The organism is Petroclostridium xylanilyticum, assembly GCF_002252565.1.
Lineage (GTDB): Bacteria > Bacillota > Clostridia > SK-Y3 > SK-Y3 > Petroclostridium > Petroclostridium xylanilyticum.
On record NZ_NPML01000007.1, the window covers coordinates 86007 to 109138 of the forward strand.

Genomic DNA, 23132 nt, shown 5'->3' on the forward strand with positions numbered 1-23132 from the left:
AGCACTTATCTTTCACGATTTTCCATCTCCTCATCATACTTATCATAGGCTTTTATAATTCTCTGTACCAGAGGGTGCCTTACGACATCTCTATCGGTTAGATAAGAAAATTCAATACCTTCTATATTTTTTAGAACTTTAATAGCTTCTTTCAGCCCTGACCGCTTCCCCCGGGGCAAATCAACCTGCGTTACATCCCCTGTGATAATTGCCTTTGAACCAAATCCGATTCTTGTTAGGAACATTTTCATTTGTTCAGGAGTGGTATTTTGTGCTTCGTCTAAAATGATAAAAGAATCATCAAGAGTCCGGCCTCGCATATAAGCAAGAGGAGCAACTTCTATCATTCCTCTTTCTAAATATTTTTGATAGGTTTCTACACCAAGCATGTCATATAGTGCATCATAAAGCGGTCTTAGATATGGGTCCACCTTATTCTGCAAATCTCCCGGAAGAAAGCCTAATTTCTCTCCTGCTTCTACAGCAGGCCGGGTAAGAATAATTCTATTTACCTCTTTGTTTCTGAAAGCCGTGACAGCCATTGCAACTGCAAGATATGTTTTCCCTGTACCGGCAGGTCCAACACCAAAAACGACAACATTCTTTTTAATGGCATCTATATACTTCTTTTGTCCTAATGTTTTAGTTTTTATAGGCTTACCCCGGGAAGTTAAACATATACAGTCTTCCCCCAGAGAATTTATCTTATCTTCATGCCCTTCATCCACCAATGAGATAATGTATCTTACATTCTGTTCATTAATGCTCTCTCCCCGTGCAGAGAGATTTAACAGGCCTTTCAGAACCTTTTCTGCGTTATTTGCTTTATTTTCTTCACCAATTATTTTCAATTCAGTGCCACGGTTCAAGACTTTCACATCAAACTTGTCTTCTATGATCCTGATATTTTCATCAAAGCTCCCGAATACATTGATTATTTGTTCCATTCTGTCTACTTCGAGAGTTTTTTCTGTTATGCTGCTCAAAAGAATTCCTCCTAATTTTTTATAATTTCCTCTTGCATGCCTACTTCTTCAATGGATTCTATCAATAATTTAACGACTACAGTGTCGTCATCAACAAATATGTGGTCTGCTTTTTGGTTTAATATTTGAGCATCAGAAGCAAGTTCCTTTTTAGTATCTTCATATAACTGCTGTGCTGCTTCCGAAATTGCATCCTCTAATCCTATCTTTTCTTCTTCTATTTTCACCTCTTCAAAAGTGTTGCTTTCCAGTATCACCGGAAGTACATAGTCTTTTCCTATGCTTAATTCCTTACTATATGTAATTTTATCATAATTTGCATAAGGAATACTACTATCCAGAAATAAATTTATTTTATTATCTAAAAATTTCAATGACACCTGTGTTATTTTATTACCTGTTTTTATTCTCTTGAGTCTGGTTAAATGAACCTCTTTTGATTTCTCATACCATGTCCTTGCCTTTACGGATGCTATGGAATGAATATATCTTATCCCTTCCACCTTGCTGTCTATGACCCCACTCACCAATAACTGCCCCTTTTCTATAGTATCTCCTTTCTTCACCACCGGTTGACCGCTTTTAACAATCATACTTTTTATTACTCCATCTTTAGAAGCAATAATATTACATGGAATGTGTTTTTCCACCATTTCAGGAGGCAATTTTCTTTCTTTTACTTCAACAACCGCTTTTGTTCCTTTGATTTCTATACCTATCCAGGACAATTGACTTAATCTCAGCATCATTTCATTTTCAATAATATCCGTATCCAATCCGATTTTAGATGCTCCAACCTTCAAGCCACATTGTTGTAAATACATGATAATTTCTTCTCTAACTATGTTTTCATTGCCTACCACCTCTATAACCCATATAAAAGACGTCATGTACCATAATAGAACAAAAAATAATAAAACCCCAATCATAAAGGTCTTTCTTTTTCTATACCTATACAATATAAAAGGGGTTCCTTTTTTTGCAAGTATTTTAACTCTACATTTTGTTTTATAAGCAATTGGTCGAAGAGCCTTAAATCCTCTTATACTTATTTTCAACTTCATGGTACAACTATTTATTTTCTTAACATCCCATAAATATATTCCCCGCCGGGTACAAATATTGATAAATTTTTCAAGAAAATATCCCTCCACTAATATAACGATATACCCTCTTAAAAAATTGAATAAATTGACCAGCAACATTTTTTCACCCCTAAGCGATAAACTCTACTGTCGATATTTCTCCTGCAATAATGATTTCTTCAGCTGTAATGGTTTTTATTTCAAGTTTTTGTCCGGTTATCTTGAGCATATGGGAATTGGTATTTACTCTAATCAGCTTATCACTATATTCAATAATTCCTTTATAGTTTTCTATTGAAAGGTCTTTATTACCTATAAAAATCAGTTTAGGGACGTCTAAAATGATTTCCCTTGGGAGTTCTAATATATCGCTGACTTTTTCTTTTATGTCTTTCACATCTTTTTTCTCTTTATTATTTCTAGTATTTTTCTTTCCCACTGCCTAACCCCCTTTTGGGTGTTCTATGTCATAATAAATTTATGCAAAAAAAAAAGGCTTAATGCCTATTAATTTTATAATATCAAAGGGACGGTTCTTTTGATATATCAAAAGAACCGTCCCTTTGATATACCTGATAAGTCACTTTGATATAATGCTTTTTGATGCCATTTGCAATAATTCCTCTTTTACTTTTGCAGCATTTTCTTCATTGGTTAGTACAATTAAATAATCTCCTGCACAAATGGTAGTGTCACCTTTAGGAATGATTTCTTTTTCTCCTCTTTTAACTCCCACCAGTAAACAATGCTGAGGCCAATTTATATCTTTTATTCTTTTGCCGTCTAAAACTGTCCCTAAATATACTGCTACTTCCAAAATTACACACTGATTATTATCGCCGACGAATTCGTTATTACTGTTGCGTTGCAGAAATTTTTCTAAAAGAGATTCATAAATAGGCTGCGAGCGCAAAATATCAGCTGTAATATAGGAAGTAATAGAAACAACGCTTAAGGCCAATAAGTGCTGAAAGGAACCCGTCATCTCTGTTATTAGAATACTTCCTGTAATAGGTGCTTTTACAATAGCAGTAAAATATCCTGCCATAGCAAGGATGATAAAATTATTCACATATTCATTATTAATATGAAATGCTTTAACAAGTATATTTCCATATATATTTCCTGTTAAAGCTCCAATGACTAACAACGGCAGAAATATTCCTCCGGGAGCTCCTGAACCATAGCTCAACATTGTAAAAAGAAATTTTACCACCAACAGGATAATAAGTACTTTTAGTGTAAAACCGTCTTCAACTAAAGAAACAATTAATTCATGTCCTCCGCCTAATACTTGTGGCAACAACAGTCCTAAAAATCCTGCAACCAATAGAGGAAGCAACAGCCTGAATTGAGCCGGAAGCCATTTTTGCTTTGCATACATATCTTGCGTCTTAAGCAGCGTCCGGTTAAAAAACACTCCACATATGCCAATAATAATGCCTAACAATATTAAATATAGATAAAAGTTTAACGGTAAAACCGAAAGACGATTAAAATTAAAAACTGGCTTTAATCCAAAAAATTTTTTTGAAACAAAGTCTGCTGTAAGGGATGCTGACATTGCAGAAAGTAAAACCAGAGGAGAAAAATTCTTATGTACTTCCTCTAACGCAAAAATTACTCCTGCTAAAGGAGCATTGAACGCAGCCGCCAATCCTGCACTAGCTCCACTGGTAATAAGATATTTTTCCTCAATTTTTATTCTCTTAAATGTACGGCTAAACCCTTGGCCAACAGCAGCGCCTATTTGCACGGAAGGACCCTCTCTGCCCAATGATAGTCCTGCGCCGATAGATAAAACACCGCCAATAAATTTTCCGATAATTACTTTCCACCAATTCATACGAAGACGTCTCAGTAACACCCCTTCTACCTGCGGAATCCCACTTCCGCTAATCATCGGTTCTTTTTTGATTAGTATTCCTAATATATAACCTATTACCAGTAAGATGATAAGCCAAACAGGAATCAGCCAATGATGGCGTGTTAAATAAAAATATATATTTTTTGATAAAATGCCTGTTTCTTCTAGTAAAAACCGATACAATACCACTAATAAGCCAGATAATAAACCTACTATGACTCCTTCGAAAACAAGTGTCAAACGAAAGTTATGCCAATGAAACAGGGTATTAGAAATATTATTCTTGTTTTTTTCTCTCATCCAAGATTCCCCCTCATCATTCTCTAATACAAGCAACGCATGATTTGTTATAGACCCGTAATAATGTATAGTCAACTTTGTAAACAAAATCAAAGGGACAGGTTTCGTTAATTCCATAATTCTGTCCCATTCATCAATATCCCTGTCCCCCTGGTTCTTTTATTTGTTTTTCATAATTTTACGATACTGTGCTATCTGGTCTTCCATTTTGTTTTTGCCCGGTACATAATAAACAGCATTTATTAGACTATCAGGTAAATATTGCTGTTCCACATAATTATTCTCGTAATTATGCGGATATTTATAGTTTATGCCCCTGCCTAATTTTGCAGCGCCTCCATAATGGGCATCTTTAAGATGCGGAGGAATGTCTCCGATATTTTTTGTCTCTACATCCCTCAGCGCTGCATCTATGGCTGTGATTACAGAATTGGATTTGGGTGCGGTAGCCAGTACCAGCACAGCCTGCGCCAGTGGTATTCTCGCCTCCGGCAGTCCCAATTGCAGCGCCGCATCTACACAGCTTTTAACGATTGTAACAGCAGTAGGATACGCCAGTCCGATATCCTCTGATGCAATTACCAGCAATCTTCTGCAAATGGAAAACATATCCCCTGCCGATATCAGTCTTGCAAGATAATGAAGGGACGCATCCGGGTCACTTCCTCTGATGGATTTCTGAAAAGCACTCAGGATATCATAGTGGCTGTCTCCGGATTTATCATAATTGGAAGCTTTTTTTTGTGTACATTCCTGTGCAATATCCATGTTAACATGTACTGTATCCTTACTATCGGCTTGCGCACAATAAACAGCAAGTTCAACAGCATTAATGGCTTTTCTTAAATCCCCATTGCTAACTTCAGCGATATGGTCAATGGCTCTCTCATCATAACTTATAAATTTATCTTTCAAGTCCTGTTTTACAATTTCAATTGCCCGCTTTAATGCGATAATAATGTCTTTTTTTTCAAGCAATTTAAATTCAAATACCGTGGCCCTGCTTAAGATAGCATTATAGATATAAAAGTATGGGTTTTCGGTTGTACTCGCGATAAGAGTAATCTTGCCGTTTTCCATAAATTCTAATAGCGACTGCTGCTGCTTCTTGTTAAAGTTCTGTATTTCATCCAGATACAACAGTACTCCATTTATGGCAATCAGGCTGTCCAGGTCTTCTATAATATTCTTGATATCACTTACAGAAGCATTTGTAGCATTAAGTTTATACAATTTTTTGTTGGATAAATGAGCCGCTATATTGGCAACTGTTGTTTTTCCGGTGCCTGGAGGCCCGTAAAATATCATATTGGGTACCTGTCCGGATGATAAAATTCTATTTAAAATCTTTCCTTTTCCTAACAAATGTTCCTGTCCTACAACATCTTCAAGAGCAGTAGGTCTTATTCTATCTGCCAGGGGTTGTGTCATACACCTCTCCGCCTTTATTAGATAAATCGCCCTTAATACATTACTCATTCTCCGCTAAAATCAGTACAATGGATATTTTTCACATAGAGCCTTTACCCTTCCCATCACTTCTTCCTTCTTGCTGTCGAATTCCGTAATGGTTAGTTTAATCAATTTTGCAATTTCAGCCATATCCTTTTCTTTCATTCCCCGGGATGTAACGGCGGGAGTACCTATCCTGATACCGCTTGTAATAAATGGGCTTTGAGGGTCAAAAGGAATTGCATTTTTATTAACGGTAATCCCTACTTCATCCAGCATTTTTTCAGCAACTTTTCCGGTGACATTCATATTTTGCAAATCAATCAGCATTAAATGATTATCCGTTCCGCCTGAAACAAGGTTAAAGCCTTCATTAATCAAAGCCTGAGATAGTGCGGAAGCATTTTTGACAATTTGTTTCTGATAGTTTTTAAAGTCTTCACTTAGTGCCTCTTTAAAGCAAACGGCTTTGGCAGCAATAACATGCATCAACGGACCACCCTGGATACCGGGGAATACCGCTTTATCAACAGCTTTGGCGAACTCTTCTTTACATAGGATCATTCCGCCTCTTGGCCCTCTCAGAGTTTTATGGGTAGTTGTTGTTACAAAATGAGCATAAGGCACAGGATTGGGATGGAGTCCCGCTGCTACCAGGCCTGCTATATGTGCCATATCAACCATAAGATAAGCCCCAACTTCGTTTGCAATTTCACTAAAAGCTGCAAAATCAATCGTCCTGGGGTATGCACTGGCACCGGCAACAATAAGTTTAGGCCGGGTTTCTTTTGCCAGTCTCCTTACTTCATCATAATTAATGGTTTGTGTCTTCTCATCTACTCCATAAGGCACAATTTTATAGTATGTACCGGAAATGTTTACCGGACTTCCATGGGTCAGATGGCCGCCATGGGCAAGATTCATTCCTAAAATAGTATCCCCCGGTTTTAAAACGGAAAAATAAACTGCCGTATTTGCCTGGGCACCGGAGTGAGGCTGGACATTGGCATGGTCTGCTCCAAAAATAGCCTTGGCCCTTTCTATAGCTAATCTTTCTACAATATCAACATATTCACAACCGCCGTAGTATCTTTTACCCGGGTAGCCTTCTGCATATTTATTCGTTAGCGGTGTTCCCATCGCTTCCATCACTGCAGGACTAACAAAATTTTCTGAAGCAATAAGTTCAATTTTATTCCTTTGCCGGTTCACTTCCAATTCTATGGCTTCTGCGACTTCTGGATCAATTTTTTTTACTTCTTGTGTACTATACATTTTTAACACCCTTTCTTATATAATTTGTTAATAGTTTACGGGTCATATGATATTAGTATTTACTATATAAAAAATAATAAATATATTACATCCATTGTGGCAGGTAAGCAGCATCATGTATGGAATGCTGCGGCCGGAAAACCACCATGGACGGTGATTTTAGGCTTATCCCGATATAATTTTTTGAATTATTAACCGTAAACTTATAGATTTCATTTATGTTTATACATATTATACTTATAAAATTTTTTATTTACAAGCCTTTTATAATAATTTGAGATTTGGTTTAAAATATCCCCAAAATAGAATATAATTTATATAATGAAAAAATAATAATGTGGTGAAAAATATGATATATGAAATGGATGATAAAGATATTATCAGGCTGGTAATTTTAGCAGGACAAATTATGCTGGAAAATGGCGCAGAAACTTATAGGGTAGAAGATACCATGGAGCGTATTTGCAGTGCGACGGATATAAAAAGCGTTAATACTTTTGCAACTCCTACCGGAATTTTTGTTTCTATCCAAACCAAAAACCGTGAACACTATACCACCATTAAAAGAGTAAAAACCAGGACTACTAACTTATCTAAAGTTTATCAGGTTAATAACATTTCACGTCAATTTGTCCAGGGGGATATTACAATTGGCCAGGCATTACATTCTCTGGAACAACTAAATATTGAACCTCCCCCCGACAAAGTATTTTTAACTTTTGTTGCCGGGTGTTCTTCCGGTTTTTTTGCCTTGCTCCTTGGTGGTTCATTATGGGACGGCATCATTGCTGCTTTTTGTGGCGCCTTGATTCAACTGGCAGCCATTATATTGCTAAACAAGGGCATATCCTCTTTTTTAGTAAATTTGACAGGAGGTTCAATATCTGCCATTGTTGCTGTATTTTTTTCCGGAGTATTAAATTTAGGAAATGTTGATAAAATTATCATAGGATCCATAATGCCTTTATTACCCGGACTGGCTATAACTAGTGCTATTCGCGACACAATATATGGTGACCTCGTTTCCGGTACGACACGTATTGTAGAAGCACTTTTAATAGCTGTCTCCATAGCTTCGGGAGTTGGTATCATACTTAGAATATGGCTGTTGCTCCAAGGAGGCTTGTATGTATGATTTAATTTATGAGATATTATTCTCCTATTTTGCAACCATCTTTTTTGCATATATTTTTAATGCTCCTAAAAAATCAATATTTATAACAGGTTTAATTGGAACTAGCGGCTGGCTGGTATATATCTATTTTTTTAATATCCATCAGGCTATAGTACTTGGAAGTTTTGTCGGTGCTTTGGTAGTAGGGCTATTAAGTGAATTCTTCGCACGACAATTTAAAATGCCCGTAACCATCTTTCTGACATCCGGCATTATTCCTTTAGTACCAGGGGCAGGGCTATACTATACTATGTTTGAACTGGTCCAAAACAATTATGCTGCTGCTGTCAGTAAGGGAGTGGAAACTATCTTTATAGCCGGTTCTATTGCAGTAGCAATTGCCATCAGTTCCTCGCTTTTTAAAAAAAAGAAGAAAAACATAGCAGCTAAATCTTTATGGAGGTAAGAGACATGAAAAAAGAATTTAGAGATAAAATAGATAAGGTGCTGGAAATACGAAAAATTTTTGATCAATTATATGAGGATGCCGACTGCTCCTTAGAGTATAAAGATCCGCTGCAATTACTGATTGCCACGCAGCTTGCAGCCCAGTGCACCGACGCAAGGGTTAACGTGGTAACCAAGGATCTTTTCCAAAAATATAAAAATGTTTATGATTTTGCAAATGCAGATATTGCTGAATTGGAACAGGATATTAAATCCACAGGTTTTTTCCGGAATAAGGCAAGGAATATCATCAATTGCTGTAAGATGATAATAGAAGAATTCGGCGGCAAAGTGCCAAACAATCTGGAAGATTTGTTAAAACTCCCCGGCGTGGGAAGAAAAACAGCCAATCTGGTTTTAGGAGATATTTTTGGTATACCCGGGATTGTAGTTGATACTCATGCTAAACGCCTGTCCAATCGTATAGGGCTTACCAAAAATACTGACCCTGTCAAGATTGAGTTTGACTTAATGGAAATAGTCCCTAAAGATTACTGGTCAAAATTTTGCCATCAGCTGGTTTATCACGGCAGAGCAGTCTGTGATGCACGAAGGCCAAAATGTGCCCAGTGCCAGATAAGTCATTTGTGTGATTTTGTAAATAAAGCATCCGATGTGGTTTCGAACGGTTCTTAAGTTTCTAAGAACCGTTCGAAACTTTCCAGGTTACTTGGATAAGAAGGCTGATTTTAAATCAATAATAAGGTCAGGAAAAATTGATACCTGAACCTTATCTTCGTCAGTATACATTTCAGGCCTGCCATATCTCTTGTTTTCCTGCAAAACAAATACGCTTACCAGCTTTTCGTCCGGCTCAACTACCCAATATTCTCTAACTCCAGCCTTTTCATATTTATTGAACTTTTCCACCCGGTCTTTTTTTCCCGATGACGGTGACATGATTTCAATTATCATATCTGGAGCGCCATTGCAGCCTTTTTCATCAAGCTTTGAGGGATCACATACTATCGTAATATCCGGTTCTACAACGTTTTTAATATCTTTGTCGCTCTTTTCGTCACCTTTAGGCAGTCTAACGCAAAAAGGAGCAGGATAAACTTTACAGGGTTTCCCTGTTAAATAATTTGCTATCTGTTTTGATAATTCCATAAGAATTTCCTGATGAATTCGCGAAGGAGCTGCCTGCATATAAGCTATTCCATCAATAATTTCCCATCTTTCTTCTTCCGGCCAATTCAAGTAATCTTCATAAGTATATTTTTTTTCTGGATTTTTTGATGGTAACGGCATAAGTCAACCTCCATTCATAAATCATAAATTGTATTGAATTAGATTTTACACGATTCTTGAAAAATTTTCAATTTGTTTTTTTCTGTTGCCAAACGGAATAAATGAATATATTTCTCTGCCTGCTTATCCCATGAATAATCAGAAGTCAATGCCGATTTCACAAGATTATCCCATAAATCCTTTCTATCATTGTAAATTGACAAGCATCTTTTTACTGCTTGGAAAAATGCCTCAGGCGAATATTCCTCAAATACAAAACCATTTCCTGTTGCAGTTCCTAAGTTAAAATCTTGTATTGTATCTACTAATCCCCCTACCGCTCTAACGATAGGAATAGTCCCATACTTTAAGCTTATCAGCTGCCCCAGCCCGCAGGGTTCAAAGCGGGATGGCATCAGGAAAATATCGGCTCCTGCGTATATCTTGTGTGCAAGGGCCTCATTAAATTCAAAAAATGCTGCAACCTTATCCGGATATTTTTCCTGTAATTTTTTAAACATCCGTTCATAATAGAGATCTCCTAAGCCTAATACTACAAACTGGACATCAAAATTCATCAGCTCATCGAAAACGTCAATAATCAAATCCAAACCTTTTTGCTCTACCAAGCGATGGACTAACCCAATTAATGGTACATCTTTCAGCGGAAGACCTGCTTCTTTTTGTAATCCATGTTTATTATCTTTTTTTAATTCTATATGATTTACATCATAATTTTTATATATCATAGGATCGCTATTGGGATTAAATTGTTCAGCACCTATTCCGTTAACAATTCCATATAAGTCCTTCGACCTTTTTCTTAACACTCCATCCAACAACTCACCAAATTCCGGAGTCTGTATTTCTTTGGCATAGGTTTCACTTACCGCATTAATGACATCAGCATATAGTATTCCTGTCTTTATAAAACTGAACCGGCCATAAAATTCAAGCTGCTCAGGGTTAAAATAGGATTCATCTATGTCAAAGACTTTTAAAATATCCTTTGAATAATTCCCTTGGTATTGCAGGTTATGGATTGTAAAAACAGTGGCTATGTTTTTATAAAAGGGGTCTGTTTTAAATTTATGCTTTAATAAAAAAGTAATGGGGCCCGTATGCCAGTCATTGCAATGTATGACATCCGGTTGGAAGTTTATCTTAGGAAGCATGTGAAGAACCGCCTTGCAAAAAAAGGCAAATCTTTCGCCGTCATCCAAATGACAGTACATTCCTTCTCTATCAAAATAATGGTAGCTATCAACAAAATATACCGGTATTTCCTTTGTCTCTCCCTTTGAATTGCACCCTATTTGTGACCTGCGGATAATGCAGGTTTCTCTTCTCCAGTCCATTTGGACCGGAAAATCAGTAATATAGTGCATTTCTTGAGTAATTTCTCTATATCGCGGCATGACAATCCTTACATCATTCCCTTTGGCAGCTAAAACCTGAGGCAGTGAGCCAGCTACATCAGCCAATCCTCCAGACTTGGCAAAGGGTACCACCTCAGCGGATACAACTAATATTTTCAATGATTGTTTCTGTTCCAAACCAAATTCCTCCATTCCTAATATTGGCAACTATTTATTACCACAAAACTAAAAAGACTAATCATTTTATAATCATTTTATAATGTTTATAATGTATGCTTGTATAATTAGTTTTAAACTTATTTAATAATATTTACAAAAAAAATATCCTAATATTAGGATACTAGAATTAGGATACTAGGATACTTCTATATAAGTAATACTAAATATGTTGTTTACTGAATTATTTTTCTTCAGAAAGTTTTACTTTAAACTTTTTAACTTCACCTTGGCGGTTGACTTCTAACTCAATTTGGTCGCCGGCTTTAAATTTTTCCTTTAATGCATTGAGCTCCTCCATGGTTTTGACAGGCTGCCCGTTAAACTTGGTAATGACATCACCGGGTTGGATGCCGGCAAGTTCAGCTCCGCTGTATGGGGTAACTTGGATTACATAAATCCCTTCCGGTAAATTATACATACTTGCAATTTCTGAAGTTATATCTCTTCCGCTAATACCGATTAAAGGTCTCCCTTTCACATATCCGTGCGCGATAAGCTGTTCAATAATAGGTTTTGCTTCATTAATAGGGATGGCAAATCCTAATCCTTCAACACCGGTGGCCGCCATTTTTACTGTATTGATTCCAATAACCTCTCCATAGGAATTGACAAGTGCCCCACCGGAATTACCTGGATTAATTGCTGCATCGGTCTGAATTAATGTAAGCTGTCTGCCTTCTATCTTTATAGTCCTATTTAGTGCGCTGATGACTCCAACAGTAACAGAACCGGCAAATTCCTGACCTAACGGATTCCCAATGGCAACGGCAAGTTCACCCACTTCCAAAGTGGAAGAATCCCCCAATTCAGCATAATGCAAATCTTTTGCATCAATCTTAATAACTGCAAGGTCAGTCTTTGGATCTTTACCAATCAATTTTGCATCATATTTTTTACCGTTACTTAGTATAACTGTTACTTCACTAGCTCCATCCACTACATGGTTATTGGTTATAATGTAACCGTCGGCACTAATGATAATTCCTGAACCGCTGCCCTGTTCAACAGTTTCACGGATAAATCCTCTTGTCTGAACCTTATTCACAATACCTACTACTGCAGGTCCTGCTTTTTTGGCAATATCTACTACCGATAGTTCTTTTCTATTATTATTTTGAGTAACTGCTTTAGGTGCCACAGTTGCTGCATTGTTTTCCCCTGAGTCTTTTTTGCCGGTATCCCTCTGGCTGCTATTTTGATTATTGTCATCAGCAGGTAGTAATGCTGATTTTGGAGCATTGGAGATAGCATCTTTGTTTAAAATTGGATTCATAAATGCAAAAGTCGCCCCAAAGATTAAGCCTCCGATTATCGCACTAATGATTGCAACAGTAATGTAATTTAACGGAAAACGTTTTTTCTTCTTTTTTTGTGAATAGTTTTCAGTATAATAAGTTTGTGTATGGCTAAATATAATTGGACCTTTACGAGTCATATCTTTTTCAAAATCATCTTTATTCCATTGATAATTGTTGAATTCATCCATTTGTTTTATACCTCCTTACATATTTTTTACCCTTTTAACTACATTTTAAAATATCTTTTTTAAAAAAATATGAACAGATTGTAAACGATTATAGGTATGGAAGAATGTTTATCAATTGCTGAATAATTACATATTCAGGCTTTTTGAAGGGTAAAGGTAAACTTGGTGTATTCTTCAATCTTGCTTTCGACAAATATTTCCTGGCCGTGCTGGTGGATAATATTTTTCACGATTGCAAGGCCTAATCCGGTACCCGTCTTGTCTTTGCTCCTGGACTTATCAGTTTTATAAAACCGGTCCCAGATATATTTAAGTTCCTGTTCATCAATTCCTATACCGTCATCTTTAATGGATACATACACCTTATTCCCCTTGCTCTCCACGCTGATATCAATTACCCCCTTATTATCAGAGAATTTAATGGCATTATCAAGCAGGTTGGTAACTACCCTCTGAATGCTGTCCATATCCGCTTTAACCATACAGTGTTCATCTTCAAAATGGGCATTGATGTGTATGTCTTTCTGCATAATCCGATTTTCAAACTTTATAATTGCTATCCTGATCAATTCATTGATATCAAATTCCCGGATGTCAAGCTGTTTTTCCCCTGCTTCCATTTTAGCCAGATCTAGAAGGTCATTTACCAGCCTTGATAGTCTTTTTATCTCATCCAATACGATGGTTAAATATTTGTTTTGCTTGTCCTGCGGAATGGTTTCATCTATAATTCCTTCTATAAATCCCTGAATGGTTGTCATAGGAGTTCTAAGCTCATGAGAAACATTTGCAATAAAACTTCTTCTCATATTTTCCAAATTTTGCAGTGATTCAGCCATGCTGTTGAATGTTTTTGCCAGTTCTCCAATCTCGTCTTTTGAAGTAACTAAAACCCTGTTTTCAAACTGCCCATCTGCAATTGTCTTTGCTGCCTTATTGATCATTTTTAAGGGGTTTGAAATTCTTTTCGATAAAAAGAATATTAAAATGAAAGCGATAAAAATGGCTGCAGATACAGAAATCATAAATAATTTAAAGACATCATACCGAACTCTGTTAATTTCAGGAATAGGGGTGTTTAAAAAAACCCCTCCTACAATTTCATTATTATATTTTAACGGCATGCCAATGGTTAAAACCGTCTGGCTGAACATTCCTTCAAAATTCCCGATTTTTTTGATGTTCTTTCCAAGCAAAACATCCCCATATTGTTCCTTGCTCAGCTTCTGCCCTTCTATAGATTTGTAATGGTAACCGGATGTGGCAAATATTTCACCGGTCTGGTCAATCACTATGATTAATGATTGCGTATTTGCGCCGTAAGACTCTATATTCATCCTATATAACCTTTCTACGACAGGGCTGTTATTCTCAATTAAGACAGATGTTATTTCATTAATTTTTTCACCTGTATATCTTAAAACTTCTTCCCTTTCAGAAGTAACATAGTCTCCCAGCAGACTGAAAAGCAAGGTTCCAAGAATAATAAAAGAAATTAATATGATTAAATAATACACCGACAGCAACTTGCTAAATATACTTTTAAACAAATTATTTCACCTCAAATTTATATCCTACGCCCCAGACAGTCTTCAACTGCCATACCTGTTCCTCGCTATCCAATTTTTCCCTTAAGCGTTTTATATGTACATCTACCGTACGAGAGTCGCCAAAATAGTCGAATCCCCACACTTCCTGCAAAAGCTGTTCACGCGTGAAAACCTTGTTCGGATGGGAAGCAAGAAAGTACAAAAGTTCAAGTTCTTTGGGCGGAATTTCCATCTCTTTTCCGTTCACTTTCAATTGATAGGTTGAAAGATTTACAACAAGATTGGGAAATACGACTTCCTTTACTTCGGCAGGCTTATGCTCATACCTTCTTAGAACCGCTTTTATTCTTGCAACCAACTCCTTGGTTTCAAAGGGCTTGACCATGTAGTCATCGGCACCCAGTTCCAGCCCTAAAACCTTGTCAAAGGTCTCTCCCTTGGCTGTAAGCATAATGATGGGTATATTGCTGATTCTCCGTATCTCCCTGCAAACCTGCCATCCGTCCATGCCGGGCAGCATAATGTCCAGAATCACCAGCGATGGTGCTTCCGATTTAAAAATCTCCAGTGCCTTTGAGCCATTATATGCTACGATTACCTCATAGCCTTCTTTTTCTAAGTACAGCCGTATCAATTCACAAATATTGTAATCATCATCGACAACAAGAATTTTTATGGAATTTGTCATAATATCCCCCCTGCAGCTATCCATAATAATAGGGCATCACACTGGTGTGATACCCTTATTATTATACCATATATCAACGGATTCAATATATAACCTTTTGAATTCTTTACAAATTGTTAATAATTTTATTAAATGCTTATCTATTCAAAGCTGCTTTTAATTGGCTCACAAACTCACCAATCTTATCAATTACTTCTGAAGATTGGTTATAGTCTTCTATTATTCGGACAATTGCGCTGCCTACAATTACTCCCTCACAATAATTCTTGATTTCCTTTGCCTGTTCCGGCGATGATATGCCAAAACCTATTGCTTTAGGGGTGTCGCTGTATTTTTTTATTTCTTCCATAAATTCATAAAAATTTGTTTTAAATTGTTCCCTCGTCCCGGTAACCCCTGTAGAGGATACACAATAGATAAAGCCCTTTGCGTCCTGTGCAATTTTTTTAATTCTTCCCGTAGAGGTAGGTGCAATCAAAGAAATAATATTTACATTGTATCTTGCAGCAATATCCTTCACATCCTTGCTTTCTTCATAAGGAAGATCCGGGATGATAAGTCCGTCTATACCGGCTTCCGAACATTCTGAAATAAATTTTTCGATTCCGTATTGAAGCATGCAGTTGAAATACAGCAGGTATAAAAGGGGAATTTGTGTTTCTTTTCTTATCTCCCGTACCATATCCATGATGTTTTTGATTTTTATCTTTTTTGACAATGCCCTTTGTGCCGCCCTCTGTATAACCGGTCCGTCTGCCACCGGATCAGAGTAGGGAATTCCCAGCTCAATGATATCGGCCCCTTTCCTTTCCATCTCCAATACCAGTTGTTTTGTGACCTCCAGATCAGGGTCTCCGGCTGTAATATAGGTTATTAATGCCTTTTGGTTATTTGCTTTTAAAATTTCAAATTTTCTCTCAATTCTTGTCATCTAAATTCACCCCTAACACTTTTGCAACAGTATAGACATCCTTGTCTCCCCTGCCCGATAAGTTTACAATAATAATATTATTTTTACTTGTAGCAGGGCAAAGCTTCATTGCATAGGCAATTGCATGGGAGCTTTCCAGTGCAGGTATAATGCCTTCAAGATTTGACAGCAGTTGAAATGCATCCAGGGCTTCTTTGTCTGTAATGCTTACATATTGTGCCCTGCCGCTGTCTTTTAAGTATGCGTGTTCAGGGCCTATTCCAGGATAATCCAGTCCTGCTGAAATTGAATACACAGGGTCTATTTGCCCGTCTTCATCCTGTAAAAAATATGACATCATTCCGTGCAGTACGCCGATTTTCCCCTTGGCCAGGGTTGCGGCATGCCGGTCGGTGTCTAACCCCATACCTGCTGCTTCTGTCCCTATTAGTTTAACATCCTTATCTTCGAGGAACGGATAAAAAATTCCCATTGCATTGCTTCCTCCTCCAACACAGGCAATGATATAGTCCGGGAGGCGGTTTTCTTTTTGAAGTATCTGTTTTTTAACTTCGTCGCCAATAATCCGTTGAAAATCCCTGACTATGGTAGGATAAGGATGCGGCCCTACTACGGAACCTATTACATAGAAAGTATTTTCCACATTTGCCACCCAGTCCCTCATTGCTTCATTGGTTGCGTCTTTTAAGGTTGAAGTTCCCGAGTGTACAGCATTGACCTTGGCACCCAGCAATTTCATCCTGAAGACGTTTAATGCCTGCCTTTCCACATCTTCTGCGCCCATATATATTTCACACTGCAGACCAAACATTGCAGCTACTGTTGCAGTTGCAACACCATGCTGGCCGGCACCGGTTTCTGCAATGATTCTTTTTTTGCCCATTTTTTTAGCCAGCAATATCTGACCTAACACATTATTAATTTTATGTGCCCCCGTATGGTTCAAATCCTCACGTTTCAGGTAAATTTTCCCTCCTCCCAGGTATTCCGTAAGCCTTTGCGCAAAATATAACGGAGTTTCCCTGCCGCAGTATTCCCTAAGGTAGTAATCCAGTTCCTTTCTAAAATCAGGATCATCTTTATATTTATCATACTGTTCTTCTAATTCTATGAGCGCATTCATTAAGGTTTCAGGAACATATTGCCCTCCGAATACTCCGAATCTCCCTTTCCAGTTATACATAATTCTTATCCTCCAATCTTACCCTATCAATAAATTCTTTAATTTTCGCTCCATCTTTTATGCCATCTGTTTCTACACTGCTGCTGACGTCTACGCAATAGGGACGGACAGCTTTTATTGCAGAAGTTACATTTGCCGCATTCAAACCGCCGGCAAGAACAATTTTTTGGTCTATACCCGCCTGTTTTACCATGTCCCAGTCAAATATCGTCCCTGTCCCCCCATATTGCTTTTCTGAAAAGGTATCAAGCAAAATGGCATCTACACTTCCGTACTCTTTGATAACATCCAGGCTTTTAGCATCTTTAACCCTTACGGCTTTCCAGACCGGTTTATTGACTTGCAAGCAATAATACGGTGTTTCATTACCATGCAGTTGAACAATGTCCAGTTGACATATCTCACTGATTTCATTGACTTTTTCTATGTGTTCATTCACAAACACACCAACCTTCTTAATAGAAGGTGACAGCAACCCAATCATTTCTCTGGCAATGTATGGCGTGACTTTTCTTCTGCTGTCGGCAAAAACAAAGCCTACGTAATCAGGATGGTACTGGTTCACAAAAAGTATATCCCTTACACTGGTCAAACCGCATATTTTGATTTTTACCATAACCCTTACGCTCCTATTCCATACCTCAGCTCTGCAATTTTTTCCTGAATGCATGCCGATTTCACCAAGGTTTCCCCTATTAAAACTGCACTAACTCCCAACTGTCTAAGCGTATTCATATCATTGTAATCTTTAATTCCACTTTCGCTTACAACTAAAATATCCTTTGGAATTAATTTTATAAGCCTTTCTGTTGTCGAAAGAGATGTTTCAAAGGTTTTAAGATTCCGGTTATTAATTCCTATGATTTTAGCCCCGCATTGCAAGGCCCTTTCTACTTCTCTTTCATCGTGTACTTCCACAAGACACTGCATTCCGAGAATGTTAGCAATGATTTGGAACTTTTTCAACTTTTCATCATCCAGTATGGAAACGATGAGCAAAATAGCATCTGCTCCCAGCATCCTTGATTGATAAACCTGCCAGCAATCAATAATGAAATCTTTTCTTAAAAGCGGGATGGGTACATTTTGTCTGATTCGTGCAAGATATTCGTCACTGCCCATAAAAAATTCTGATTCTGTCAAAACGGAAATCGCTTCAACGTTGTTTTGAAAATAGGTATGGGCAATTTTTACGGGTTCAAAATCATGGCATATAATACCTTTGGAAGGTGAAGCTTTTTTAACCTCTGCAATCATTGAAATCCCATCCGGCTTATTTAAAGCCTTATAAAAGTCTTTTGTATCGGGTATATTAGAATTTTTTAATTTCTCTTTCAACTCATCAATGGTAACCATTCTCTTTTCTCTCTCAATCTGTTTGAGCTTATGTGCTACAATCTTATCTAAAATCATATCATCACTCCTTTGTAAATCTAATTAATTGCTGTAACTTTTCCATTGCTTTTCCACTCTCAATGATTTCCCTGGCTTTAGCAATCCCTTCTTGTAAACTTTGTACCTTCTTGCCAATGTATAAGGCTGCTGCACTATTTAAAATCACAACATCCAATGCGTACCCCTGTTGGTTATTAAGCACATCTAAAATAATTTTGGCATTGGTTTGAGCATCTCCACCTTGGAGGTCTTGATGGGAACACAAGTTAAATCCGTAATCCCGTGGGTCAATCCTATATTCTTTAATATCATTCTCATCCAATTCACACACAAGGGTTTCTCCTGTCAGAGTAATTTCATCCAGTCCGTCAGCTCCATGTACTACCATTGCCCTTTCAACACCCAGATTGCGTAAAACAAGAGCAAGAGGACGTACCAGCTGAGCATCAAATACGCCAAGAATTTGTCCCTTTGCTGCTGCCGGATTGGTTAGCGGCCCAAGTATATTAAATATGGTCCTAATTCCCAGTTCTTTTCTGGGAGCTGCCGCATATTTCATAGATTTGTGAAATGCAGGTGCAAACATAAATCCTATGCCCACATGCTCGATACATTCTTTTACTTCTTCAGGGGATAATTCGATATTTACCCCTAGAGCTTCCAACACATCTGCACTTCCGCTTTTACTGGATACCGAACGGTTTCCGTGTTTAGCCACCGGCACCCCTCCTGCCGCAGCAACAAAAGCAGCTGCAGTTGAAATATTAAAAGTATGGGCACCGTCACCGCCTGTTCCGCAAGTATCTATATAATAATCCAATTTTGGAAAAATATTTTGCGCTTTTTTCCTCATTACTTTTGCGCATCCTGTAATTTCTTCAATGGTCTCGCCTTTCATCCGTAAAGCTGTAATAAAGCCTGCAATTTGCGCCGGAGTGGCTTGACCGTCCATAATAATTTCCATGGCGCTTGACGCTTCTTCCTCGGCAAGGTTTTCCCCTTTTATCAATTGAGCAATAGCATATTTTAACATACTCATCTCCCTCTCATCTCATCTTTTCCAATCTCTAAAAAATTTTTTATAATATCCATCCCGTATTCTGTAATAATAGATTCGGGATGAAATTGTATACCAAAGACAGGATATTTTCTGTGACATACTCCCATAATTTCATTATCATCAGTATAAGCAATAATCTTTAGGTCTTGTGGTAGTGTCTCTTTTTCTACGATTAAAGAATGATACCTGGCAGCCCTTATTTTTTCAGGAATTCCCTTAAATAGAGGACATTCTTCCAGATTGACAACCGATGACTTTCCGTGAAATAATTCTTTTGCATGGACAATTTTTCCTCCAAAAGCCTCTCCAATGGCCTGATGTCCCAGGCATACACCCAAAATGGGAATGGAAGTATAAAATTTTTTTATGACATCTATTGAGATTCCTGCTGTAGCCGGGAAACCGGGACCCGGAGAAATAATAATGTGCGTTGGACACTTTTGCTCAATTTCCCCAATAGTAATTTTATCATTTCTTATTACCTCAATATCACTGCAAAGACTCCCAACATATTGATAGAGGTTATAGGTAAAAGAATCATAATTATCGATAATTAGAATCATACTGCTCCACCCGCCTTTTTAACCGCACTTATCAACGCCTGTGCTTTATTTAAAGTTTCCTCATATTCCTTTTCGGGGATTGAATCGGCAACAATTCCTGCACCTGCCTGTACATAGACGTATCCTTGCCTGAATATTGCCGTGCGGATTGCTATGCAGGTATCCAGGTTGCCGTCAAACCCTATATATCCTATCGCTCCAGCATAAACTCCCCGCTTGAGATTTTCAATTTCTTCAATAATTTCCATTGCCCGTACCTTGGGTGCTCCTGAAACTGTACCGGCCGGAAGCAGTCCGGTCAATACATCAACAGGCGACTTATCCTTTCGCAGGATTCCTTGCACGTTTGTCACCATATGCATTACGTGGGAATATTTTTCTATGTGCATGAGATTCTCGGCTTTTACACTTCCAAACTCGCACACCCTGCCTACATCATTGCGCCCCAGGTCTACAAGCATGATATGTTCGGCAATTTCTTTTTCATCCTTCAGCAATTCATCTGCCAATACTTCATCCTCTTCGGCACTTTTTCCCCTGGGTCTTGTACCTGCAATAGGACAGGTTTCCACAACCCCTTGCTCGACGCGCACCAGCATCTCGGGAGAAGCACCGGCTATGGAGTAATCGTCAAATTTCAAAAAATACATATAAGGTGAAGGATTTAAGGTTCTTAATATACGATAGACATCAAAGGGGTCTCCATCATACCTTGATTTCAACCTTTGAGATAAGACTACCTGAAAAATATCCCCATCTTTGATGTATTGTTTTGCCTTTTTAACATTACTGCAGAATTGTTCCTTAGAAACACTGCATGAAAATTCAATATTAGCTTTTGCTATATCATTTTTTAACTTTCTGCTGCTTGTGGCTTCAACCGATAATTCAGATATAATATTGTCAATTTTTTTAATAGCTTCATTATAAACATTATAAACATTTTGCCTATATTGCGGAATGGTATTTACAATGATATATATTTTTTGCTTTAGGTGGTCAAAAACAACTACTTCTTCCGGTATAATCAAATGACAGTCAGGCAAACCTATTTCATCCATGTTCTTATCCTCGATATTTTCATAATATCTGACAAAATCGTAACTAAAATATCCTACCACTCCTCCATAAAATCTTGGTAAATGGCTGAATGTCCGGCTTTTTAGCTGTTCAAGCAATTCTTTAAGGATCTTGATAGGATTTTTATTCACTCTTTTTTCTTCATTGTACATCTGTATGGATGTATTTCCATTTACTGTTTTGAATATACTTAAAGGTTTTCTCCCCATGAATGAGTATCTTGCCCATCTCTCTCCTCCTTCGACACTTTCAAAAAGATAGCAATACTGGTCTGTAGAAAATTTTTTAAAAAGAGATATGGGTGTTTCGGTATCGGCATTCATTTCATAGCTTACAGGTATAACCTTTGAAGAAACACTCCATTCCTGATACTGTTCAAGTGATGGATAATACATATGATACCTCCTCAAAATAAGGCACATGAGATGACAAAACAAAAAACCAGGACGAGTTACCCTGGTTTCATTGACGCAGATATACAGCATGAAAACATACAATGTAAATACAGTAATTATATTATTAATGCCTTGCATCAAATAATATAACTACCTGCTCAACTCAACTCATCTCATCTCGCCTAAACTCAACTCAATCTAACTCAACTGGAATTTAAATAGATTGTAACATGAAATCCATATTAATTCAAGTATTTTTTGAAATTTTCGGCAAATTCATCAACCTATTATATACAGTGGTTAGTAGTTCCTTTGTCTCATTTACAGTATCTTCAATACGGTCAAGTCTTTCATAAGACCGTTTTTATAATCCCTATCATCATCTGCATCTATTTCAAATACATATCTGACAGCCTCAATAATTGTTGATTTTCCTGAGCCACGGATTCCTACGAGGTTGTTAAGTCCAGTGTTAAAATGAATATTCACGCCCTTAAGACCCTTTTGAGTCAGAAAACTGATATTTTTTATACAAGGTACTTTTTCCCCTTGGTCCATTCCCTTCATCAACCTCAGCTCCGGCTGTGAAAGTGCAAAATACAATGCTTCAAAGCTCAGTTCTCCCAATTTGATAAAACTGAATTTCCTGCCTACTTCATCTATGCACTTAGGATCAGATGCCTCTATATACGCCGGTATTAACAGTCTATCCTGTATATCCATTCTTTTAGCAATTGCGTGTGCTTCATTTTCATATTTTTGTCTTGATGAATGGCTTATGTCTTGAAAAGCCATTATTTTTCTTCTTATCCATTCTCTGTTAATAAATGGAATGATAGAACTAAAAGACCATTCTTTAAAACACCCTTTATTGCCATCTACATGGGCAGGAATAATCATGTATTTAATACCTAACCCTTCTAATATATTTACCATTTCTTTTAGATTTTTATCAGATTTCAAGGGATCCCCTTGGTCATCAAATCTCCTGTTAGGAAACATATTTGTAATAAATTTTTCAATCAAGCATTGGTTTTCATATCTATCAATGTCGGCCAGCTGCTCTGGGAAAATACACAACAGGTGCAGTCCGCTTTTTCCATCCGAAATAGAAATTTCAACGCCCGGCAGTACCAATATTCCTTTCTTTTCAGCCTTTTCTTTAATTACCAGATATTCTTCTCGTACAAACTTATTATGATTTGTAATTGCAACTATTTTAATCTGACGTTCTTGCAATTTGTTTACATATTCTTGGGCAAATATACTCAAACTACCAGAATACTTGTCAAACAAATTGGTTCGGAAAAAGGTTTCTTAGCAGGCTTTTGAATTATTAATTGCCATAAAATATTGAATTTTCAAAGAACATAGGCTATTTTGGTAC

The 23132-nt window shown here is 37.3% G+C and carries 22 protein-coding genes; 3 read left to right on the forward strand and 19 right to left on the reverse strand.

The window, feature by feature from the left end:
• Positions 1-5: 5 nt before the first annotated feature.
• The 6 genes from CIB29_RS03655 to CIB29_RS03680 all read right to left on the reverse strand — a co-directional run bounded on the left by CIB29_RS03655 (position 6) and on the right by CIB29_RS03680 (position 6965).
• Complete coding sequence (locus tag CIB29_RS03655) at positions 6-986, reverse strand: PhoH family protein (RefSeq protein WP_198543737.1); 981 nt, start codon at positions 984-986, stop codon at positions 6-8.
• An 11-nt stretch (positions 987-997) separates the two neighbouring features.
• The gene (gene yqfD, locus CIB29_RS03660; protein WP_094546878.1) at positions 998-2191 is read right to left on the reverse strand and encodes a sporulation protein YqfD; all 1194 of its coding nucleotides are present in this window, start codon (positions 2189-2191) and stop codon (positions 998-1000) included.
• Between the two features lie 10 nt (positions 2192-2201).
• Positions 2202-2510 (reverse strand): sporulation protein YqfC, encoded by a 309-nt coding sequence (yqfC, locus tag CIB29_RS03665; RefSeq protein WP_094546880.1) that lies wholly within the window; start codon positions 2508-2510, stop codon positions 2202-2204.
• A 141-nt stretch (positions 2511-2651) separates the two neighbouring features.
• A complete protein-coding gene (gene clcA, locus CIB29_RS03670) occupies positions 2652-4238 on the reverse strand; it encodes a H(+)/Cl(-) exchange transporter ClcA (RefSeq protein ID WP_094546882.1) in 1587 nt (528 codons plus the stop codon).
• A 159-nt stretch (positions 4239-4397) separates the two neighbouring features.
• Positions 4398-5669 carry a replication-associated recombination protein A gene (locus CIB29_RS03675; protein WP_094546884.1) on the reverse strand — a complete coding sequence of 424 codons (1272 nt, stop codon included), beginning with the start codon at positions 5667-5669 and terminating at the stop codon, positions 4398-4400.
• A gap of 60 nt (positions 5670-5729) precedes the next feature.
• A complete protein-coding gene (locus tag CIB29_RS03680; protein WP_094546886.1) occupies positions 5730-6965 on the reverse strand; it encodes a serine hydroxymethyltransferase in 1236 nt (411 codons plus the stop codon).
• 349 nt (positions 6966-7314) lie between these two features.
• Here CIB29_RS03680 and CIB29_RS03685 point away from each other — a divergent pair, with 349 nt between their 5' ends.
• From CIB29_RS03685 to nth, 3 genes are read left to right on the forward strand one after another with little or no spacing between them, the layout of a single operon-like run.
• Entirely contained in the window at positions 7315-8100 is a 786-nt protein-coding gene (locus CIB29_RS03685; protein ID WP_094546888.1) for a threonine/serine exporter family protein, read from the forward strand.
• A complete protein-coding gene (locus tag CIB29_RS03690; protein WP_094546890.1) occupies positions 8093-8545 on the forward strand; it encodes a threonine/serine exporter family protein in 453 nt (150 codons plus the stop codon). Before CIB29_RS03685 ends, CIB29_RS03690 begins: the two co-directional genes overlap by 8 nt.
• 5 nt (positions 8546-8550) lie before the next feature.
• A complete protein-coding gene (gene nth / locus CIB29_RS03695; RefSeq protein WP_094546891.1) occupies positions 8551-9222 on the forward strand; it encodes an endonuclease III in 672 nt (223 codons plus the stop codon).
• Positions 9223-9252: 30 nt separating this feature from the next.
• Here nth and CIB29_RS03700 read toward each other — a convergent pair whose 3' ends face one another.
• The 13 genes from CIB29_RS03700 to CIB29_RS03760 all read right to left on the reverse strand — a co-directional run bounded on the left by CIB29_RS03700 (position 9253) and on the right by CIB29_RS03760 (position 23041).
• Positions 9253-9837 (reverse strand): Uma2 family endonuclease, encoded by a 585-nt coding sequence (locus tag CIB29_RS03700; protein WP_094546893.1) that lies wholly within the window; start codon positions 9835-9837, stop codon positions 9253-9255.
• A gap of 38 nt (positions 9838-9875) precedes the next feature.
• The gene (gene glgA, locus CIB29_RS03705; RefSeq protein WP_094546895.1) at positions 9876-11372 is read right to left on the reverse strand and encodes a glycogen synthase GlgA; all 1497 of its coding nucleotides are present in this window, start codon (positions 11370-11372) and stop codon (positions 9876-9878) included.
• A 223-nt stretch (positions 11373-11595) separates the two neighbouring features.
• Positions 11596-12900: a S1C family serine protease gene (locus tag CIB29_RS03710; RefSeq protein WP_242965045.1), complete on the reverse strand. Its 1305-nt coding sequence runs from the start codon at positions 12898-12900 to the stop codon at positions 11596-11598.
• 134 nt (positions 12901-13034) lie between these two features.
• A complete protein-coding gene (locus CIB29_RS03715; RefSeq protein WP_094546897.1) occupies positions 13035-14450 on the reverse strand; it encodes a HAMP domain-containing sensor histidine kinase in 1416 nt (471 codons plus the stop codon).
• Position 14451: 1 nt separating this feature from the next.
• The gene (locus CIB29_RS03720; protein ID WP_094546899.1) at positions 14452-15138 is read right to left on the reverse strand and encodes a response regulator transcription factor; all 687 of its coding nucleotides are present in this window, start codon (positions 15136-15138) and stop codon (positions 14452-14454) included.
• Positions 15139-15274: 136 nt separating this feature from the next.
• Complete coding sequence (gene trpA, locus CIB29_RS03725; protein ID WP_094546901.1) at positions 15275-16069, reverse strand: tryptophan synthase subunit alpha; 795 nt, start codon at positions 16067-16069, stop codon at positions 15275-15277.
• The gene (gene trpB / locus CIB29_RS03730; protein WP_479724517.1) at positions 16056-17261 is read right to left on the reverse strand and encodes a tryptophan synthase subunit beta; all 1206 of its coding nucleotides are present in this window, start codon (positions 17259-17261) and stop codon (positions 16056-16058) included. Before trpB ends, trpA begins: the two co-directional genes overlap by 14 nt.
• The gene (locus CIB29_RS03735) at positions 17245-17868 is read right to left on the reverse strand and encodes a phosphoribosylanthranilate isomerase (protein WP_094546905.1); all 624 of its coding nucleotides are present in this window, start codon (positions 17866-17868) and stop codon (positions 17245-17247) included. Before CIB29_RS03735 ends, trpB begins: the two co-directional genes overlap by 17 nt.
• 5 nt (positions 17869-17873) lie before the next feature.
• Complete coding sequence (trpC, locus tag CIB29_RS03740) at positions 17874-18665, reverse strand: indole-3-glycerol phosphate synthase TrpC (protein ID WP_094546907.1); 792 nt, start codon at positions 18663-18665, stop codon at positions 17874-17876.
• A gap of 4 nt (positions 18666-18669) precedes the next feature.
• On the reverse strand, positions 18670-19680 hold the full coding sequence (gene trpD, locus CIB29_RS03745; RefSeq protein ID WP_094546909.1) for an anthranilate phosphoribosyltransferase: 1011 nt from the start codon (positions 19678-19680) through the stop codon (positions 18670-18672).
• A 2-nt stretch (positions 19681-19682) separates the two neighbouring features.
• A complete protein-coding gene (locus tag CIB29_RS03750; protein WP_094546911.1) occupies positions 19683-20270 on the reverse strand; it encodes an anthranilate synthase component II in 588 nt (195 codons plus the stop codon).
• Complete coding sequence (trpE, locus tag CIB29_RS03755) at positions 20267-21745, reverse strand: anthranilate synthase component I (protein WP_094546913.1); 1479 nt, start codon at positions 21743-21745, stop codon at positions 20267-20269. The genes CIB29_RS03750 and trpE overlap by 4 nt, the downstream gene beginning before the upstream one ends.
• Before the next feature lie 321 nt (positions 21746-22066).
• Positions 22067-23041: an AAA family ATPase gene (locus tag CIB29_RS03760; RefSeq protein WP_198543738.1), complete on the reverse strand. Its 975-nt coding sequence runs from the start codon at positions 23039-23041 to the stop codon at positions 22067-22069.
• Positions 23042-23132 lie beyond the last annotated feature (91 nt).

Bases quoted from the DNA above. Each gene is read 5' to 3' on its own strand.
- CIB29_RS03690 (WP_094546890.1), top strand. From the start codon at position 8,093: ATGTATGATTTAATTTATGAGATATTATTCTCCTATTTTGCAACCATC.
- CIB29_RS03735 (WP_094546905.1), bottom strand. From the start codon at position 17,868: ATGGTAAAAATCAAAATATGCGGTTTGACCAGTGTAAGGGATATACTT.
- yqfD (WP_094546878.1), bottom strand. From the start codon at position 2,191: ATGTTGCTGGTCAATTTATTCAATTTTTTAAGAGGGTATATCGTTATA.
- CIB29_RS03710 (WP_242965045.1), bottom strand. From the start codon at position 12,900: ATGGATGAATTCAACAATTATCAATGGAATAAAGATGATTTTGAAAAA.
- trpD (WP_094546909.1), bottom strand. From the start codon at position 19,680: ATGTTAAAATATGCTATTGCTCAATTGATAAAAGGGGAAAACCTTGCC.
- clcA (WP_094546882.1), bottom strand. From the start codon at position 4,238: ATGAGAGAAAAAAACAAGAATAATATTTCTAATACCCTGTTTCATTGG.
- CIB29_RS03675 (WP_094546884.1), bottom strand. From the start codon at position 5,669: ATGACACAACCCCTGGCAGATAGAATAAGACCTACTGCTCTTGAAGAT.
- CIB29_RS03750 (WP_094546911.1), bottom strand. From the start codon at position 20,270: ATGATTCTAATTATCGATAATTATGATTCTTTTACCTATAACCTCTAT.
- CIB29_RS03685 (WP_094546888.1), top strand. From the start codon at position 7,315: ATGATATATGAAATGGATGATAAAGATATTATCAGGCTGGTAATTTTA.
- trpA (WP_094546901.1), bottom strand. From the start codon at position 16,069: ATGACAAGAATTGAGAGAAAATTTGAAATTTTAAAAGCAAATAACCAA.
- CIB29_RS03680 (WP_094546886.1), bottom strand. From the start codon at position 6,965: ATGTATAGTACACAAGAAGTAAAAAAAATTGATCCAGAAGTCGCAGAA.
- CIB29_RS03720 (WP_094546899.1), bottom strand. From the start codon at position 15,138: ATGACAAATTCCATAAAAATTCTTGTTGTCGATGATGATTACAATATT.
- trpE (WP_094546913.1), bottom strand. From the start codon at position 21,745: ATGTATTATCCATCACTTGAACAGTATCAGGAATGGAGTGTTTCTTCA.
- trpC (WP_094546907.1), bottom strand. From the start codon at position 18,665: ATGATTTTAGATAAGATTGTAGCACATAAGCTCAAACAGATTGAGAGA.
- nth (WP_094546891.1), top strand. From the start codon at position 8,551: ATGAAAAAAGAATTTAGAGATAAAATAGATAAGGTGCTGGAAATACGA.
- CIB29_RS03700 (WP_094546893.1), bottom strand. From the start codon at position 9,837: ATGCCGTTACCATCAAAAAATCCAGAAAAAAAATATACTTATGAAGAT.